Consider the following 18,983-nt stretch of genomic DNA (forward strand, 5'->3'; position numbering starts at 1 on the left):
CCATGAAAAATTTATTTCATGGGGATTTTTAAATATCTTATATTCTTTTTAATATTTCATTTATTTCTTCACTTATTTTTATTCTTTCATCGTAAATCCATTGTGTATCAAACTCAAGGTTAAACACTTTACAAAATGAATAATACATATTTATTCTTTGATAATAACATTCTAGTTCATCTAAATTTCCTTTAAAGCATTGTGGTTTAGTAATAGTTTTATTTTTAATTACAAATAATTCCTCTACATAGTCTAAAAATGTATTCATAAGCTCATCTTTAGAAATATCAAATGGTACTTTTAACAAATTCCATTGTACTTCTTCTTTTAATTTATATCTTTTTATATTTTCTAAGATAATAAGATATTCATTTATATCCATTTTTCTATAATAATCTAACTTTTCTTCTCTGGTAGCCCATAAGGCTAACTTTTCATTTAAAGGTAAATTCTTAATATTTAATATTGCCTCTGATGGACCTATTACAGCACTATTTATTATCCTATCGCTTTCTTCTAACTTATCTTTAATAAACTTTTGATTATCTCTTACAGTAGCAACGTAACCAACTTCATATATTCCTTTTCTTCCTGCTCTTCCTGCTACTTGTTTAACTTCTTGAGATGTTAATGGTCTAATTTCCTCTCCATCAAATTTTTGGTTATCTAAAAATATTATTCTTTTTATAGGTAAATTTACGCCCATTCCAATAGCATCAGTTGTAATTAATATTTTATTTTTTTTATTTATAAATTCTTCATATTGCTTTCTTCTAACTTCTGGTGGTAAATCTCCATATATAATACTTGGTTTTATTCCAAAACCTGAATATTGCTCTGCTAATTGAAGAACCTTCTTTTTAGAAAATACTACAATAGCATCTCCTTCTTCAGCCTCATTACTACTAAAATTTTTATCTTCTACTTCTAAAGGAATGCTTCTTTTATATTCTTTAAAATCGTATTCATCATTACAATCATTAATTATTTTTTCTAATATTCTCTTTGCATTTAAAGCTCCACAAATATGAATTTCCTTGCACCTAAGTCCAAGAACAGCTCTACTCCAAGCAGCTCCACGTTGAGAATCATCAATCATTTGAATTTCATCAATAACTGCTATATCATATTCTTCATGTAAATTTGCTTTTTCAATTGTACAAGATACATGAGTAGCGTTATCTTTAATAAGCTCTTCTTCTCCTGTTAATAGATTGCATATAACACCTTCATTATTTAGTCTTTCATAATTTTCAAGTGCTAATATTCTAAGTGGTGATAAATATATTCCCTTTTTAGCTACTTTAAGTCTTTCCATAGCATTATAAGTTTTACCTGTATTTGTATCACCTAAATGAATAAAGAATTTTCTTTTAAAACTTCTTGCAACCTTATATTCATCCTTAGGATTACTTGGGAAATTTTCTTCAAAATCTTTAGATATAATCTTTGGTATATGTTGTTTAGTTAATACAGACATAAAGCCTGAATTTATAAAGCTATTATAATTCCCTCTTATAACTTGATAAAAATCAAAATCAGTATTATTTTTTCTATTATAATCTTCTAACATTCTTTTTGATATATATTCTAATAACTCTTCGTATCTCTCATATACGTTATCATATTCTTTAAAGCCTTCTTTTTCCATATCTTTAAGTTGCATTATTTTTTTCTTACAGATGATTCATGTTCTATTAAAGCTCCAGCTTTAGAATTGTGAACTATCTCTTCTATTTGATTTATTTGAGACTTTAACTTTTTAAAATCTCTTTGAAATGTGTTTTTTTTCAAATCCTCACCTCATAGCTTTATATAATTATGTTATTAATATTATTATATTTTGTTTCATTTATACCATTTATTTATTACATATTAAATTTAAAGCGTTAAATGTTAATTTTATTTCATAATAAACTCTAAGTTATTAAAACTTAACATCTAACGCTTTCATATTAGAATATGAAAATTATTTAATTTAGGAATTTAATCCAGTATTTGTACCATTACTATCTTTTACTTTATTTTCTTTTTTATTAAATATAGACTTTACCAATTTATAGTATTTAGCTATTGATTTTTCTTTAGTTTCTTTAATTAACTCTTCTTTTATTTTCATTTCCATCATTATCATTACAGGCTCTAATAAACTTATGGTGTCATCATAACCCTCTTTTATTCTAATTTTTTTTGCTTCATAATCTAAATTTAATGTTCCTGTAATTACAGTTTCCACTAATTTTTTAGGTGCAAGCTCTATTATTTTAGTATTTGGATAAAGAGATCTATCTATTTTGGCTTCTTTTGATAATAATACTACTATTATTATATCACAGCCTTCACCATATACAGGCTGAATCGGAGTGTTGTCTACTACTCCTCCATCTATATATTTCTCCCCTAATATTTCTGTACAATCATAAATTAGTGGTAATGAAGCTGATGCTATAATCATTTCTCGTGCAAGTTCATCATCATATTCATTTATTTTAAAATATTTAACATTAAAATCTGGAAGTTGTGTGCAAGCAGCATAGCATATCTTATTTCGCTCTTTTACTCTATCTACCCTTAGATATTTATTTATTATTTCTTTAGCACCATCTTTAGAAACTGCACCCTCTTCTAATTTTTGTGACATATATTTTTTAGCAAAATTAATATTCTTAGCACCAATAATTAGGCCTAACCCCTTCTTAAAAAGTTCGAATTTACTAATTGGAACTAATTTATCCATAGTAACTTCATCCCATAAAGCTTCTGCAGCAGCTATATCATCTTGTGCAAATAATACTGCATTAAATGCTCCAATTGATGCTCCTGAAAAAACATCTATGTATTTATCTATTCCTAACTCCTTTAATGCTTTCCAAACTCCAAGTTCATAAGCCCCTTTTCCGCCTCCACCTGATAGCACTAACCCAATTTTCATATTTATCGCCTCTTTTATGAATAGTTGCTAATTTAATTATATTATAGTTATCAACCATTTGTTAATATAATACTATTTAATTAAACTATTAAAATAAATATTATATATTTCTTCATATGTTATAGCTTCAGTATGATTTTTTAACTTTGCTTTATTTTCTATCATAGCCTTAGAATACTCTTCTATTTCATTTTTAGTTATATTTATTTCTACTTTGATTAATTTTTCTAAAATCTCCTCTAATTCCTTATGTGAACTTAGCCCCATTAACTTATGAATATTCTCAACTCTATCTCTTTCTTTAAATACATTTAAGTATTCTTTGTATAAACAACCATTAGCCAATCCATGTGGAATATCTTTAAAGTAAGTTAATGGATACCCCATTCCATGAGGAAGTGATGTACCTGTTTGGGCAATTATAATACCTGCCATCATAGAAGAAATCATAAGCTTTTCTCTAACTTCATAATTTATTTCTCCTGATAATAATGAACTAATACATTCCCCCCATAATTTAAGGGATTTTTCTACTAATGCATCTGTTACTATATTAGCGTTAACATTTAAATATCCTTCAACTATATGACTTAGTGCATCTATTGCTGTACTTATAGTTGTATTTAAACCCATACCTTCTGTATAACTTGGATCTAATAATGCTAATTTTGCAAATGTTTCTTGCCCAAGATTCTTTTTTGTTTTATTTTTATGATCTGTAACTATTGAAAAATGTGTAGTTTCTGTTCCTGTTCCTGATGTAGTTGGTACTGCAATTAAATCAATAGATTCTAACTTTTCTGTAGTTATTAATGTGTCTCTATTTAAATGTGGGTTTTTAATCATTACTCCAATTGCCTTAGCTGCATCTATTGGAGATCCTCCACCTATTCCTATAAGAAATTCCACCTTCTCATCTATACCTTTTTTAGCTGCTTTTTCTACAGTTTCTAGAGATGGATTCTCTTCTACCTCATCAAAAATAACATAATCTATATTTGCTAATTCTAATGCTTTTATAACATCGTTTAATGAACCATTTTTCCTTGAAGAATTTCTTCCTGTAATTATAAAAGCTTTATCTCCAAATGTTTTAAGTCTATTATAACTTTTTGTTATTATACCTTTTCCTAATAATACTCTTGTTGGCATAAAATATCTTAACTCCATAATACTCCTCCTAACTTTTATATAGTTTATTATACATTTAAAAATTACTATTTTCTATTAAATAGTAATTCTATACTCTTATTTAAATATTTTTTGATTTAAATATATAATAATTTTGTGTCAAAATATAGTTAAATTGCTTTTTTTATAAAAATAATTACTTTACATCAATTATTAAATTATACTTAATTATATACTTTTTAATATGTGAGGTTGAATAATGAATACATTTGAAATAAAAGAAGATTTCTATTTAAATAATAAAAAATTCAAGATTATTTCTGGTGCATTGCACTATTTTCGAGTTGTTCCAGAATATTGGAGGGATAGATTAGAAAAATTAAAAGCTTTAGGATTCAATACAGTTGAAACTTATATTCCTTGGAATTACCATGAAAAAAAGAAAGGTGAATTTAATTTTAGTAATGATAGAGATTTTGTAAAATTTATTAAAATTGCAGAAGATTTAGGGTTATATGTTATTTTAAGACCTACTCCTTATATATGTGCTGAATGGGATTTTGGTGGATTGCCATCATGGTTATTAAAAGATTCTAATATCAGAATTAGAAGTAATGATCCAAAGTTTCTAGAAGCTGTTGATAACTATTTTGCTAAATTATTTAAATATATTACTCCTCTACAAATTACTAATGGTGGTCCTATTATTATGATGCAGGTTGAAAATGAATATGGTTCATTTGGCAGTACTAAAAGTTATATAAAAAATATTAAAAATTTAATGATAAAACATGGTGTAACAGTTCCACTTTTTACTTCTGATGGTGGATGGAACGAGGCATTAGAAGCTGGTACTTTAATTGAAGAAAATCTGCTACCTACAGCTAATTTTGGTTCAAAAACTGAAGAGCAATTTGGAGCTCTTTTAAACTTTATGAAAAAAAATAATATAAAAGCACCTTTAATGTGTATGGAATTTTGGATTGGATGGTTTAATAATTGGGGTGGGGAATTTAAAAGAAGAGATGCTAGTGATGCTGCAATGGAACTGGATAAAATATTAAAACTTGGACATGTTAATACTTATATGTTTCATGGCGGAACTAATTTTGGTTTTTTTAATGGTTGTAGCTATCATAATGGAATTGATCCTCAAACAACAAGCTATGATTATGATGCATTACTTACGGAGTGGGGGGAAATTACTCCTAAATACAATGCCTTTAAAGAAGTTGTTTCTAAATATACAACTGCTCCAAAATTTGACTTTACAAACAAGATAAACTTTATTGATATTGGAGAAGTAAAACTTAGTAATAAAGTTAGTTTATTTAATACATTGCATACTTTATCGTCACCTAAAATATTTGAAAATACTATGCCTATGGAAAAAATTGATCAAGGCTATGGATATATTTTATATAGAACTAACGTAGGAAAAAAACGTTTTTTAGAAAATTTCAAATTAATTGGAATGGATGATCGTGCTCAAATTTTTATTAATGAAAAACTTATAGCAACTAAATATAAAGAGGATTATATTGGTGAAAATATTGAAGTAGATCTTCCAAATGAAGATAATAATATAATCGATGTCTTAGTTGAAAATTTAGGTAGGGTTAACTATGGTTCAAGTCTTTTATCACCTAGACAAAGTAAGGGAATTAAAGGTGGTATAATGATAGATATACATTTTCAAGATAATATTGAGCATTACTCTTTAGATTTAGAAAATATTGATAAAGTAGATTTTTCTTTAGGCTTTAAAGATAATACACCTTCATTTTATGAATATACTTTTAATATTGATAAACTAGGAGATACATTTATAGATCTTAATGGTTTTGGAAAAGGTTGCGTCTTTATTAATAACTTTAACCTTGGTCGTTTTTGGGATATAGGACCAACTACACACATATATATACCTGCTCCACTGCTTAAAATATCAGAAAATAAAATAATTATTTTCGAAACTGAAGGGAAATATAAAGATAAGATACTTCTTAAATCTAGCTGCATATAATTTATAAATTTGAAATATTTATTTTAAACTAGTATTTATAATTAAAGAAAAAGCTATCCTATAAATAATTCTTATATTCTTTTATATAATTTAAAGGTTTCATGATTTATAATTCATGAAACCTCTTATTGTATACTTAAATCTTATTAAACTAAAACTTTAACTATAACTTTTCTTATTTTCTTAGTTTCTATATTACTTATCCCAGGCATATGTCCATCTTCTGGAAAATAAACAGCTGCATATTCTTCTGCAAGAAGTATGCTACCATTATCTTCGCCTTTTAGCATATAAAAATCGTTTTCTTCATTATATTCAGTTACTACTTCCAAATCCTTTACATTGTTATAGTAAATTCTTTCTTCACCTGATTTCATATATTGTATATCAATATATTTTTTATGAGCTTCATACGCACCATCTTCTTTATTTTTTGTTTCATATTCTGATACTACATAATAAAAATTTTCTCCATCAATTTTATGAACACCTAACTCATCCTTATCAAAATCATGGTCATTCATAAATGCAACTGCTCTTTTCATATTTTCTGTAACACAATATGAACTTAGATTATTAACTTTATCAATTATCATTTTTCTTCCCCCTATATTCTCACATTCAATCCTTAGTATTATTATCAGTAAAATTCTATTTAAATTTATACTAATAATATATAATTATACACCCATTTTATAGTAAATAATACACATTTTATTAATATTTCATTAATAAAATGTGCATTATTGATTTAATAAATATTAATCTATTAACCCTTTATAATCTAATATACCTCCTCTTAAATTATAAAGCTTAGTAAATCCACCTTCCTCTAAAATATTACATGCAACACTACTTCTAACTCCAACTTTACAGTAAACTAAAACAGGCTTATCTTTATATTCTTCTATTTCATCAAGCTCATATTCTAAATCATCAACTGGAATATTTATTGCATTAGGAATTTTACTTTCTTTAAACTCATTAAATCTTCTTACATCTAAAATTAGTAACTCTTCATTTGAATTTATTAAACTTTCTGCTTGTAAACTATTTATTGATTTTATATTATTCATATTTCTTCTCCTATTAAACAACTATTATGTACTAATTATAATTCTCCATTCAAAGCAATACAATACTTTTATATTTCCATATATCAAATAAGGATAAGTATTAAAAATAATACTTATCCTTATTTAATATAATTTTCTTATATCTCAATTATGCAAATTTCTTCCTAGTTTTTGAAAAAAATATGCTTAATAAAAATAGTACTATTGACAATAATATAAGAGCTAATATTAATGGTACTATTTCAATAAACTTTCCTCCAAACTGTAATTTTTCAATTGCGGCCATAGCCCACCTTTGTGGACATATATATCCTATTTTCTGCATATAGTCTGGCATTAAATAAAAATCCCAATACGCTCCTGATAACATTGATGTTGGTATTATTATTAAAATTCCAACATTTGCTGCTACTTCTGGCTTTTTTATAAAAGAAACTATACATAAATTAAATGTTACTGCAAGTAAATTTACAACTAATAATATGATTAAGAAATATATAGTATTTTCCATTTCAAAATCAAAATTAAGCATTTTACATATTCTATAATAAACAATTGATGTTATTGAAGAACAAAGATAGAAAACTGTTATTATCCCAGCAAAATAACTTTTTTCAGATATGCCACTTAAAAGTATTCTATTTTTAGTACCATTTTCTTCATCATCAAGTATAAATTTGGTTATTATTTGTCCAGATATAAATATCATCATTATAACTATACCAACTGACCTCATAACTGATATAGCTTTATTGGTATCATTTATTTTATATTCTGGCATATTATTTTTATAATTATCTTGAAGTTCTTTAAATTTATTTATATCCCCATTTGCCAGCTTTGATATTTTATAAATATTATTGCTTTCTGACTCTATAATTAAATTAACAATTTCTTTTACATCTGTTTCAGAAATAGATTTTATGCCAATTGCATTTTCCTTTTCCTTTAATACATCTTCTTGAAAGTTTTCTTGTATAGTTACTATTATCTCTACTTCTCTTCCAATTAATAAACTGTCACTTCCAGCTTCCTCTATTTCTTCTATGTCTATACCATTTATACTATCTAGTTTATTTTTAATTAATTGTGATATTTCGCTATTGTCCTTATCTATTATGCCAACTTTATAAATTGATTCTTGCCCTAGCATATAGCTAAAAACTATAGTAAGTGCTGCTGGTACTATTATAGACAATATAAAAAAACTTTTTTTCTTCATTAATATTTTAGACGTATTTAATAATACCTTAAGCAATTGCCTTCCCCCTTCTTACCTTTCTTATAGCTATATATACTATGATTAATGATAATGACAATAAAATAGATGTTATTATTGATATAATTGCATTATTATCTGAAATACCTGTATTTAAACTTATTAATGCATTATTAACCCAATAAACTGGGCTTATCCAAATAATATTTGATATTCCTGGTATTAATTTTATTATAGCTAAAGGAGCATAGCATCCTCCAAGCATACACATAAACATTATTATTGTATTTAACATACTTCCCATATTCTTAGAATCTTTTATTGAAAGTCCAACTATTATTCCAAGAACTGATGAAAAAATTGATAAAGATATTAAAACTAAAAACATCATAAGTAGATTATTACCCCAATCAACATTTAATATAAATGTTGAATATAGGTAAACTAAAATAGTCTGCATTACTCCTATTAAAACTCCTACCGTAGCCTTTGATAAAATAAGTTGAAAATCATTTGCTTTAGACATTCTGATTCTATTTATAGTTAAAAATTTCTTTTCTTCATAAACTGACTGGGATACAGTAGTTGATATATATAAAATTATTAATGCAAGTTCTGCAAAAGTATAATATTCAAAAGATGTAATTCCCTTTAATCCAACAGAGTCCTCACTACTATATTTTCTACTTTCAGACTTTATAATCTCATCTAGTTTCATTGGATTTTCCTCTATAGTTGTATCTATTAAAGCATAATTTGTTAGTGATTGTTCAAAGATACTTCTAAAAACTTTTCCACGTATTCCTTCTCCATTTTCTGATCTAAAATAATCATATCCATCTTTCTTTATAGTTATAAATGCAATAGCTTCACCTTTATTTACATATTCTCTTGCTAAATTCTCGTTATCAATTTCTTCAAAGGTTAACTCTACTGATTTATTAAATTCCTTCTTAAATTCTACAAATCCAGTTGAATATTTAGATTCATCTTGAATATTATAAAGAACCTTTGCCTTTTTAAATATATCTACACTCTCCCCCATAAGTCCCTTTAAAGCAAAGGCTAAACATGTAATTAATACTATTGGAAAAATAAATAACATTATAACTGAACTAGTAGATCTAAAAAATTGTTTTAACTCCTTATTTATCATTGATAATAATATCATTATTATTCTCCTCCTAGTCCCTTAATTTTTTACCTGTTAATGCTAAAAATACAGTTTCTAAACTTGGAGCTTCATTTTTAATATTTTCTATTATTCCATTTTTAGATGCTATTGTTGAAACTATTTTTTCAATAATATTACTTTCCTTTAAGTAGTAGCATTTAATTTCATTATTTTCTACAATTACTTTTTCAACTCCAGTAATTCCTTTTAAGTTATCTTCTAATCCTTCTACTTTTTTCACTAAAGAAATTGAAAATATATTTTTATCACTAACTAAATTTTTTAGATATTCACTATCTCCTTGTGCAATTATTTTTCCATGATCCATAATTGCAATTCTATCGCAAATTTCATCTACCTCCTCCATATAATGAGAAGTGTATATTATTGTTGCACCATCTTTTTTTAACTGTTTGACTGACTCTAAAATATGATTTCTTGATTGAGGATCTATTCCTACTGTAGGTTCATCCATTATTATAAGCTTTGGTGTATGAGCTATTGCACAAGCTAAATTTAATCTTCTTTTCATACCACCTGAAAACTCTTTAGCCTTCTTCTTTCTTACAGATGTAAGTCCAACAAACTCTAATGCTTTATCTACTTTGTTTTTTAATTCTTTTCCTTTAAATCCATATAGTGAACAAAAAAATTTAATATTTTCTTCAGCTGTTAGCTCCCAGTATAAAGCAAAATCTTGTGGTACAAGTCCAATATTCATTTTCCACTTGTTAATACCTAATCCTTCCTCTTCAAAAGTTATATTTCCATCTGTTAACTTTGTAAGTCCAGTAATCATACTAATAGTTGTACTTTTCCCTGCACCATTTGGCCCAAGCAATCCATATATTTCTCCTTTATCTATTGAAAAGCTTATACCATCTACTGCAAATGTACTATCATATTCTTTATATAAATCTTTAACATCTAATATTTTCATATCTATACCTCCATCTTTAATATTATTGTATAAAAAAAGTAACCTTTCTGTAAGTTAGAAAAGTCACTAATTTATTATTACAAATGTCATATTATTATAAATTTCCTTTTAAATAATTAATAGCTATTTGAGTTCTATGCTCTAATTCTGTTTTATTTAAAATTGCTGTAATATAGTTTCTTACAGTTCCCTCAGATATAAATAACTTTTTACTTATATCCTTATTATTTAATCCATCAGCTATAGCAATTATTATTTCCTTTTCACGTTCTGTAAATTCATAGTTTACCATTTTAGGATTTAATTCTTTTCCATGGATTTTCCCTAAAATATTTTCATGGATAACTATAGTTTCATTATAAACTGATTTTATTGAATTTTTTATTTGATCTGGTGAATTGTTTTTTAATATATATCCTTTTGCGCCATAGGATAATGCTTCATTTACAAATTGCTCTTCATCAAATGTAGTTAATATAAGGCACTTAGTATTAGTTTCCTTTGCAATTACTTTTACAGCTTCTACCCCATTTAAATTTGGCATTCTTATATCAATAAGAGCTACATCTATATCCATTGACTTACATTTTTCTATACATTCGATTCCATCTGAAGCTTCTGCTACTACATCTATATTTTCATCTAATGGTAATAATATTTTTAAGCTTTCTCTAATTAAAATATCATCATCACATATTAAAACTTTTATACTCATATTAACTATACCCCTATAATCATAGATATTATAAATCCATTACTCCCTATAAATCTTATAGTTCCACCTATTGACTTTACTCTTTCTTCCATTCCTCTTAAACCAATCCCCTTCTTTAAAACTTCTACCCCTACTCCATTATCTCTTATATCTGCTCTTATAAATTTATTATATACCTCTATTATAACCTCTACCTCTGTAGCTTTAGAATATCTACAAATATTAGTTAAAGCCTCCCTTAAATTATCTTCTATAACCATCCAAACTTCATTATTTATTGATGATAAATCTCCTGTTGTTTCTAATTTGTTTTTTATACCTGTATTACTTCCAAATTCATATAATAATGATTTAATGTTTTCTATTCCTATAATTTCATCTTTTGGTTTTATATCTCTTAAAACTAATCTTATATCATCTATTCCAAGTCTTAAATTTTTTATTGCACTATTTAAATATTTCAAAGATATTTCTCTATCTTTATCAATCATTGCTTTAGTAACTTCTAATTGCATTATTGAGCTTGTTACACTATGTCCAATTTTATCATGAAGTTTTTGTGCTATATAATTTCTATCCTTAAGTTTTTCAATTACATCATTATGATTTCTATATCTATCTATATAAACTAATTTTTGACTTAGCTTATGTCTTTCTTCTCTTTCAATTCTATAAGAACTTTTAAGTTCTTCTTCTGCTTGCCTTTTTTTATTTAATACATCCATATATAAATAAATAATTATGGAATATGATATAAAAATAGCTATATATTCAAATTTAATAAACTTGCATGTAATTAAAATAAATATAAAATAGACCATCATTCTATTTCTTTTACTTATTAACATATATATTGTTGAAGGAACTAATATAATAAAATAGTACTTATCAAAATAAACACTTAATCCAAATATTAAAATTTGAAATATCCTTAAAGGATATTTATATTTTTTTATAAAAAAACTAATTAATTCAATTGATATAAATATCATTGTAAATATTATACATATTATTATATCATTATTAGAGTAACTACTATTCCATAAAAATATTGAAAGTGCAAATATAGAGCATAATATTTGTAATATGGTTTCTTCCTTATTCATAAATCCTCCAAAATAAAATAGGTATTATTTTTATTATACATTAGTGATTCTTTTCTTGAAATATATAGTAATTTTTTTATCTCATATTTATATTCTAAAAAGTAAAGCTGTTACAATATGTAAATCAATGCATATCATAACAACTTTTTATTTTATCTAAACTCTTCCATTCTTATAATATTATTAACTTTATAAATAGAGTCTAACTTATATATTTCCTTTAAGGCTTCTCTTATATTTCCCTCATTTGTATAATGAGTTACAAGAACTAATGTTACCTTTTTATCATGTTCCTTATCTCTTCCTCTTTGTATAACTGAAAGTAAGCTTACATTTTTTTCTCCAAATAATGAAGTTACTTCACCAAGTACACCTATCTTATCTTCAACTGTAATTCTTATATAGTACTTACTTTCTATATCATTAATACTTTTTATTTCTTTATTCCATAAATTATTCTTTAATACAGGAACTAAGTTTTCTATATCCATATTATTTCTCAATATTGATACTATATCAGATACCACTGCACTTCCTGTTGGTAAATCACCTGCTCCTCTTCCATAAAACATTAAATCTCCAACTGCATTTCCACGAATAAATACTGCATTAAAAGAGTCATATACATTGGCTAGAGGGTGATTTTTAGATATCATTGTTGGATGCACCCTAAGTTCTAGCTTTCCATCATTCTCTTTAACAATTGCTAATAATTTAATAACCTTTTTAAATTCCTTAGCATATTCAATATCTATTGATTTAATTCCTGTTATTCCTTCTCTATATACATTTTCAACTTCTATTTTTGTACCAAATGCTAAAGATGAAAGTATAGCTAGCTTATATTGAGCATCATATCCTTCTATATCAGAAGTTGGATCTGCTTCAGCATATCCCATCTCTTGTGCTTCCCTTAATGCTTCATTAAAATCTAAGCCCTCTAATTCCATTTTAGTTAATATATAGTTTGTAGTTCCATTTACTATTCCGTATAGCTTTTCAACTTTATTTGCTGTTAAACTTTCATTTATTCCATTAATTATAGGAATACCTCCAGCAACGCTCGCTTCATAATGAAACATTACTCCTTCACTATCTGCTTTTTTAAATAACTCATCTCCACCTGTTGCTAAAAGCATTTTATTAGCTGTTACTATATGTTTCTTCTTATCCATAGATTGAAGCATATATTCTCTAGCTGGTTCTATTCCACCCATTACCTCAACTATAATTTTAATACTATCATCATTTATTATGTCCTCAAAGTTTGTAGTAAGTATTTCTCTTGGTGTATTAACACCTCTTTCTTTTTCTAAATCTCTTACTAAGATTTTAGCTACTTCTACCTCATAACCTGAGCGTTTCATAATTTCCTCTTTGTTCGAATTTAAAATTCTCCAAACTCCACGGCCAACATTGCCAAGCCCCAATAAAGCAATTCTAACCTTTTTCATGATAAATTCCTCCTATTCTATTTATTGTTTATTGCTAATAAAACTATTATACGATGACTAAATATTATTTTCTATACGTTTATTGCAAATAATTATATTTTTTACATAAACAACCATAAAAAAAGATGTATAAAGAATTTATCTTTATACACCTTTTTATAATAACTAAATTTTACTTTTTTATAAAATTATTTATCTATCTCTTACCAGCATCAAATGGCTCACCGGCTGCTTTTGGTGCTTGAGATGATTTAGAGAATATTACTAAAGCTATTAATGTTACAATATATGGGAATGTCTTTAGTACTACTCCTGGTATAGAAGCTAATGATGGTATAACTTGAGAAACATTTGCTATAGTTGAAGCAAATCCAAAGAATAATGTTGCTCCCAATATACCAAGAGGTTTCCATTGACCAAATATTAAAGCTGCTAAAGCCAAGAATCCAAGACCTGCTACATTACCATTAAATTCTCCTGAATAAGTAAGTAACATAATAGCTCCTCCAAGTGCTGAAAATGCTCCTGAAATCATAACTCCTATATATCTCATCTTAAATACGCTAACACCCGCTGCTGCTGCTGCTTGTGGGTGTTCACCACATGCTCTTAATCTAAGACCAAAACTTGTTTTATATAATACAAATATAGATATTATTAGTATTGCTAAAACTAACCAAGTTGTAGCATAACTTTTTGTAAAGAATAATGGTCCTAAAACTGGAATTTTTGATAAAACTGGAACATCTTGAGGAATAAATGTATTAGTTACTCTTATATTACCACTACCAGTCATATTTCTAGCTAGGAATATTGTTAATCCACCAGCTATCATATTAATAGCTGTACCACTTATAACTTGATTTGCATTTAAATTTACACTTGCAAATGCATGTAATAATGAGAATATAACTCCTACTATCATTGCAACTAAAAGTCCAATCCAAAGAGCTCCACTTGTTCCATTTGCTTGTAATTTAGAAACTGTATAAGCACCTGCAAAAGATCCAACAATCATAAGACCATCAAGTCCTATATTAACAATACCACTTCTTTCACAATAAAGTGCACCTAATGCAGTAATAAGTAGCGGTATTGTAAAGGATATTGCATATGGAAAAATTTGTTGTATTATATCCCACATTATTTTTCCACCACCCTTTCACCATTATTTGTATTATCTTTTTTTAATTTTTTAAATCTTTTAATTACCTTATCCATAATAACACTTGTTGCTGCAAAGTAAATTATAGTAGCCATAATTGTATCTGCAAGTTCTGGTGGAACTTTTACCGCTGCATTCATAAATCCTTTTCCTACATAAAGTATCCCAAAGAATAATGCTGAGAAGAAAACTCCTATTGGCGTATTAGCTCCAAGTAATGCAACTGCTATTCCATCAAAACCTTGAGTTGGCATTACACCTATTTGCATAATATTAGCATTACCTGTGTATTGTATTACTCCTGCTAAACCTGATAGTGCTCCTGCAATCATCATAGAAATAATTATATTTCTATTTACAGGCATACCTGCGTATTCTGCTCCATGTCTATTAAATCCAACTGCTTTTAATTCATATCCTAAAACAGTTTTATTTAATATAAACCATACTGTAATAACTGCTAATATAGCAAAGATTATACCTAAGTTAATATATGACCCAGGAAATAAATCAGAAATTAATTGTGTTTTTAAAGTAGCTGGTTCTGGAAGCATTCTTGATTCTGTTTCTAAGAACTCACCTTTAAAGTACTTTGGTACCATATAATAAACTATCCAATATGCAACCCAGTTCATCATAATTGAAGAAACAACTTCATGCACATTAAATACTGCTTTTAAAACACCTGGAACTAAAGCCCATAATGCTCCGCCTAAAATCCCCACTAAAACCATAGCTGTTAGAAGAATCCCTCTAGGTAAATCAAATGTTAACCCTACTGCTATTGAACAAAATCCACCAAATAATAGTTGTCCTGGTGAACCTATGTTAAATAAACCTGTTCTAAATGCGAAAGCTACTGAAAGACCTGTTAATATAAGTGGTGTTGCTGTTGCAAGTGTATTACCGATTCTTTCAATATTCATTAATCCGCCTTTAAATAAATAAGTATACCCTTCAACAGGATTAAATCCCATTATAATCATTAATATAGCACCTGCTATTAATCCTAATAGTACTGCCATTAAAGATTTTAATCCTTGATTTTTATTCATTAGGACTCACCTCTCTTTATACCAGCCATCATTAAGCCTACTTCATTTTCATTCGTTTCCTTAGCATTAACTATTCCTATTAACTCACCATTATTTACTATAGCAATTCTATCAGAAACATTTAATATTTCATCTAATTCTAATGATACTAAAAGTACCGCTTTACCATTATCTCTTTGTTCTACTAATCTTTTATGAATATATTCTATAGAACCAACATCTAAACCTCTAGTAGGTTGAACTGCTATTAACAAATCAGGATTTGATTCTATTTCCCTACCTATAATTCCTTTTTGTTGATTACCACCTGATAAAGTTCTAGCTAAAGATTGTCCACCTTCCCCTGACCTTACATCAAAAGTTTCAATTATACGGTTTGAATATTTTTTAACTTCTTCTTTTTTAATTAATCCATTTTTAGAAAATGGTTTTTTATCATAAACCTTTAATACCATATTATCTTCCATTGTATAATCAAGTATCAAACCTCTTTTATGTCTATCCTCTGGAATATGAGCTATACCATCATCAATTCTTTTCTTAATTGATGTTTTAGTAATATCTATATCCTTAAATTTTATAGTTCCACTTTCTACATTTCTCATTCCTGTTAAAGCTTCAACCAGTTCTGTTTGCCCATTTCCTTCAACACCGGCAATACCAACTATTTCTCCTCTTCTAACATCTAATGAAAAATCCTTTAAGCCTAAAACTTTTTTATTATTTTTAACTGAAAGATTTTCTATCTTCAATACTAATTCACCAGGATTTGCTTCTTTTTTATCAACCTTAAATGATACTTGTCTACCAACCATCATTTTTGCCATTTCGGCTTGATCTGTCTCCTTTACATTAACAGTTCCGATATATTTCCCTCTTCTTATTACAGTACATTTATCTGCTGCTGCTTTAATTTCTTTTAATTTATGAGTAATTAGAATTATAGATTTTCCCTCTTTAACAAGATTTTTCATTATTTCAATTAAATCTTCTATTTCTTGTGGTGTTAATACTGCTGTAGGTTCATCAAATATTAAAACCTCTGCATTTCTATAAAGCATTTTTAATATTTCTACACGTTGCTGCATACCTACTGAAATATCTTCTATTTTTGCATATGGATCAACATTTAAACCATATTTTTTTGATATTTCTTCAATTTTTTTTGCTGCTCCTTTTATATTAATTGATAAGAACTTCTTTGGTTCTAATCCTAAGATTATATTTTCAGTTACAGTAAAGTTTTCAACTAATTTAAAATGCTGATGCACCATTCCTATACCTAATTGATTTGCAACATTTGGGTTTGATATTTTAACTTCTTTCCCATTTATCTTTATAGATCCTTTATCAGGTTGATACATTCCAAAAAGCATTCCCATTAATGTAGATTTACCAGCACCATTTTCACCTAATAGAGCATGTATTTCACCTTTTTTTAATTGAAGTGTTACATTGTCATTGGCTACTATACCAGGGAATTCCTTACGAATATTAAGCATCTCAACTACATATTCCATTCAACTTCCTCCTTAAAATTAATGTTACATATTTAAAGCTATTTATGTACTATAATTATACCTTTTTTTTCTTATTTTGTTAAATAAAAGTATATTGCTCTTTACGCGAGAAAAAGACGGGATATCCGCCTTTTTCTCTATTGTTTTTTAAAAGAATTATAATTATTTAATAAATTACTTTATTAAATCCCCTTGTTTGTCGCTTACTGTAATTTTTCCATCTTTAATCATATTGTAAATTTCAGCTACTTTATCAGTAGTTTCTTTACTTAAGTTTGGATTCTTTTCTGGAATACCAACACCATCATTTTTAGCATCAAAAACTAAAGTTTTTCCACCTGGGAATTTGCCATCTAATTCATCTTTTATAATATCATAAGTAGCAATATCTATTTTTTTCATAGCGGAAGTTAATATAATTGACTTATTTTCTTTTTCATCATATACACCATCAGCATATTGGTCAACGTCAACACCTATAACCCAAGCTTCTTTACCAGATTTTGCTCTAGCTTTTGCTTCATTTATAGCTCCAACACCTACTCCACCTGCTGCAGTAAATATAGCCTTAACTCCATTATCAAACATTGTAGCTGCTAATTGTTGTCCTGCTGCTACGTTATCAAATGAACCTTGATATACTACGTTTTCTGGTTTAATTACCATTTTAGTTCCTAAGTTTTCGTTAGCATATTTAACACCTTGTTGGAATCCCCAGTTGAACTTTTGAGGTGCTGGAATTTCCATTCCTCCAATGAATCCTAGTTCTCCTTCTTTTAATTGTAAAGCTGCTGCAACACCAGCTAAGAATCCTGATTCTTGTTCTGCAAAGAATACAGCTACTGAATTATCAGCAATTGATGGCTTATTATCTCCACTATGTGGATTACCATCTATAAGTACAAATTTTGCATCTTTATATTTTTCTTGTGACTTAAATATAGCTGTTTCAAATTTATATCCAGGAGTTACTATAAACTTATATCCTGTATCATAAAGATTTCCTATTTCTTTAGTGTAATCAGCTTCTGTTGTTCCTGCTGGTTTTAAATAGTTAGTATCTATTTTAAATTCTTCTCCAGCTTTTTTAATACCTTCCCATGTCCCTTGGTTGAAAGATTTATCATCGATAGTTCCAGCATCTGTAACCATACCTACTTTTAAGTCTTTCTTATCGGCAGTCTTTCCATCTCCACCTTTGTTTCCACATCCAACTAATCCGGTTACCATAAGTGCTGAAAGTGCTAATGCAATTGCTCTCTTTTTCATTTTAAATTTCCCCCTTAACTCTTATAATATAACGTTTCCTTGTTAAATTTTGTTTTTTCTCGAACTTTCAAGTTGATTATACAACACATAATTCGCAATTTCAATATTTTTAACTAATTAAATTTTAATTTCATTATTATTTTTTCATAAAAATATTAAACTTTATAATACAATTATATCTGTTACCGTTTTCTTTTTAACTTT

The 18,983-nt window shown here is 27.1% G+C and carries 15 protein-coding genes and 1 pseudogene; 1 reads left to right on the top strand and 15 read right to left on the bottom strand.

Annotated elements, in window-relative coordinates; all coding sequences use genetic code 11:
- Positions 1-37: 37 nt before the first annotated feature.
- The 3 genes and pseudogenes from ACYQ1T_RS01530 to ACYQ1T_RS01540 all read right to left on the bottom strand — a co-directional run bounded on the left by ACYQ1T_RS01530 (position 38) and on the right by ACYQ1T_RS01540 (position 4,102).
- A pseudogene (locus ACYQ1T_RS01530) lies at positions 38-1,794 on the bottom strand (SUV3 family DEAD/DEAH box RNA helicase).
- 184 nt (positions 1,795-1,978) lie between these two features.
- Positions 1,979-2,932: a patatin-like phospholipase family protein gene (locus ACYQ1T_RS01535; protein ID WP_459831024.1), complete on the bottom strand. Its 954-nt coding sequence runs from the start codon at positions 2,930-2,932 to the stop codon at positions 1,979-1,981.
- A gap of 72 nt (positions 2,933-3,004) precedes the next feature.
- Positions 3,005-4,102, bottom strand: coding sequence for an iron-containing alcohol dehydrogenase family protein (locus ACYQ1T_RS01540; protein WP_459831026.1), 1,098 nt, complete (start codon positions 4,100-4,102; stop codon positions 3,005-3,007).
- Between the two features lie 220 nt (positions 4,103-4,322).
- Between ACYQ1T_RS01540 and ACYQ1T_RS01545 the strand changes: the two genes are divergently transcribed.
- Positions 4,323-6,086, top strand: coding sequence for a glycoside hydrolase family 35 protein (locus tag ACYQ1T_RS01545; protein WP_459831028.1), 1,764 nt, complete (start codon positions 4,323-4,325; stop codon positions 6,084-6,086).
- A gap of 146 nt (positions 6,087-6,232) precedes the next feature.
- Here ACYQ1T_RS01545 and ACYQ1T_RS01550 read toward each other — a convergent pair whose 3' ends face one another.
- The 12 genes from ACYQ1T_RS01550 to ACYQ1T_RS01605 form a co-directional block, all read right to left on the bottom strand.
- A complete protein-coding gene (locus ACYQ1T_RS01550) occupies positions 6,233-6,682 on the bottom strand; it encodes a NanQ anomerase/TabA/YiaL family protein (protein WP_459831029.1) in 450 nt (149 codons plus the stop codon).
- Positions 6,683-6,847: 165 nt separating this feature from the next.
- Positions 6,848-7,162 (bottom strand): rhodanese-like domain-containing protein, encoded by a 315-nt coding sequence (locus ACYQ1T_RS01555; RefSeq protein ID WP_459831030.1) that lies wholly within the window; start codon positions 7,160-7,162, stop codon positions 6,848-6,850.
- A 148-nt stretch (positions 7,163-7,310) separates the two neighbouring features.
- Positions 7,311-8,420 carry an ABC transporter permease gene (locus ACYQ1T_RS01560; protein ID WP_459831031.1) on the bottom strand — a complete coding sequence of 370 codons (1,110 nt, stop codon included), beginning with the start codon at positions 8,418-8,420 and terminating at the stop codon, positions 7,311-7,313.
- Complete coding sequence (locus ACYQ1T_RS01565) at positions 8,413-9,552, bottom strand: ABC transporter permease (protein WP_459831032.1); 1,140 nt, start codon at positions 9,550-9,552, stop codon at positions 8,413-8,415. The genes ACYQ1T_RS01560 and ACYQ1T_RS01565 overlap by 8 nt, the downstream gene beginning before the upstream one ends.
- 13 nt (positions 9,553-9,565) lie before the next feature.
- Positions 9,566-10,495, bottom strand: a complete 930-nt coding sequence (locus ACYQ1T_RS01570; protein WP_459831033.1) for an ABC transporter ATP-binding protein — start codon at positions 10,493-10,495, stop codon at positions 9,566-9,568.
- A 94-nt stretch (positions 10,496-10,589) separates the two neighbouring features.
- Positions 10,590-11,210 carry a response regulator transcription factor gene (locus tag ACYQ1T_RS01575; protein WP_459831034.1) on the bottom strand — a complete coding sequence of 207 codons (621 nt, stop codon included), beginning with the start codon at positions 11,208-11,210 and terminating at the stop codon, positions 10,590-10,592.
- A 5-nt stretch (positions 11,211-11,215) separates the two neighbouring features.
- Entirely contained in the window at positions 11,216-12,316 is a 1,101-nt protein-coding gene (locus ACYQ1T_RS01580) for a sensor histidine kinase (RefSeq protein ID WP_459831036.1), read from the bottom strand.
- 152 nt (positions 12,317-12,468) lie between these two features.
- A complete protein-coding gene (locus ACYQ1T_RS01585; protein WP_459831037.1) occupies positions 12,469-13,770 on the bottom strand; it encodes a homoserine dehydrogenase in 1,302 nt (433 codons plus the stop codon).
- Positions 13,771-13,966: 196 nt separating this feature from the next.
- The gene (locus tag ACYQ1T_RS01590) at positions 13,967-14,914 is read right to left on the bottom strand and encodes an ABC transporter permease (RefSeq protein WP_459831038.1); all 948 of its coding nucleotides are present in this window, start codon (positions 14,912-14,914) and stop codon (positions 13,967-13,969) included.
- Complete coding sequence (locus tag ACYQ1T_RS01595) at positions 14,914-15,990, bottom strand: ABC transporter permease (RefSeq protein ID WP_459831040.1); 1,077 nt, start codon at positions 15,988-15,990, stop codon at positions 14,914-14,916. The genes ACYQ1T_RS01590 and ACYQ1T_RS01595 overlap by 1 nt, the downstream gene beginning before the upstream one ends.
- Positions 15,990-17,510 (bottom strand): ABC transporter ATP-binding protein, encoded by a 1,521-nt coding sequence (locus ACYQ1T_RS01600; RefSeq protein ID WP_459831041.1) that lies wholly within the window; start codon positions 17,508-17,510, stop codon positions 15,990-15,992. The genes ACYQ1T_RS01595 and ACYQ1T_RS01600 overlap by 1 nt, the downstream gene beginning before the upstream one ends.
- Before the next feature lie 174 nt (positions 17,511-17,684).
- A complete protein-coding gene (locus ACYQ1T_RS01605; protein WP_459831043.1) occupies positions 17,685-18,779 on the bottom strand; it encodes a BMP family lipoprotein in 1,095 nt (364 codons plus the stop codon).
- Positions 18,780-18,983: the final 204 nt, after the last annotated feature.

It is taken from the genome of Clostridium carnis, assembly GCF_054657435.1.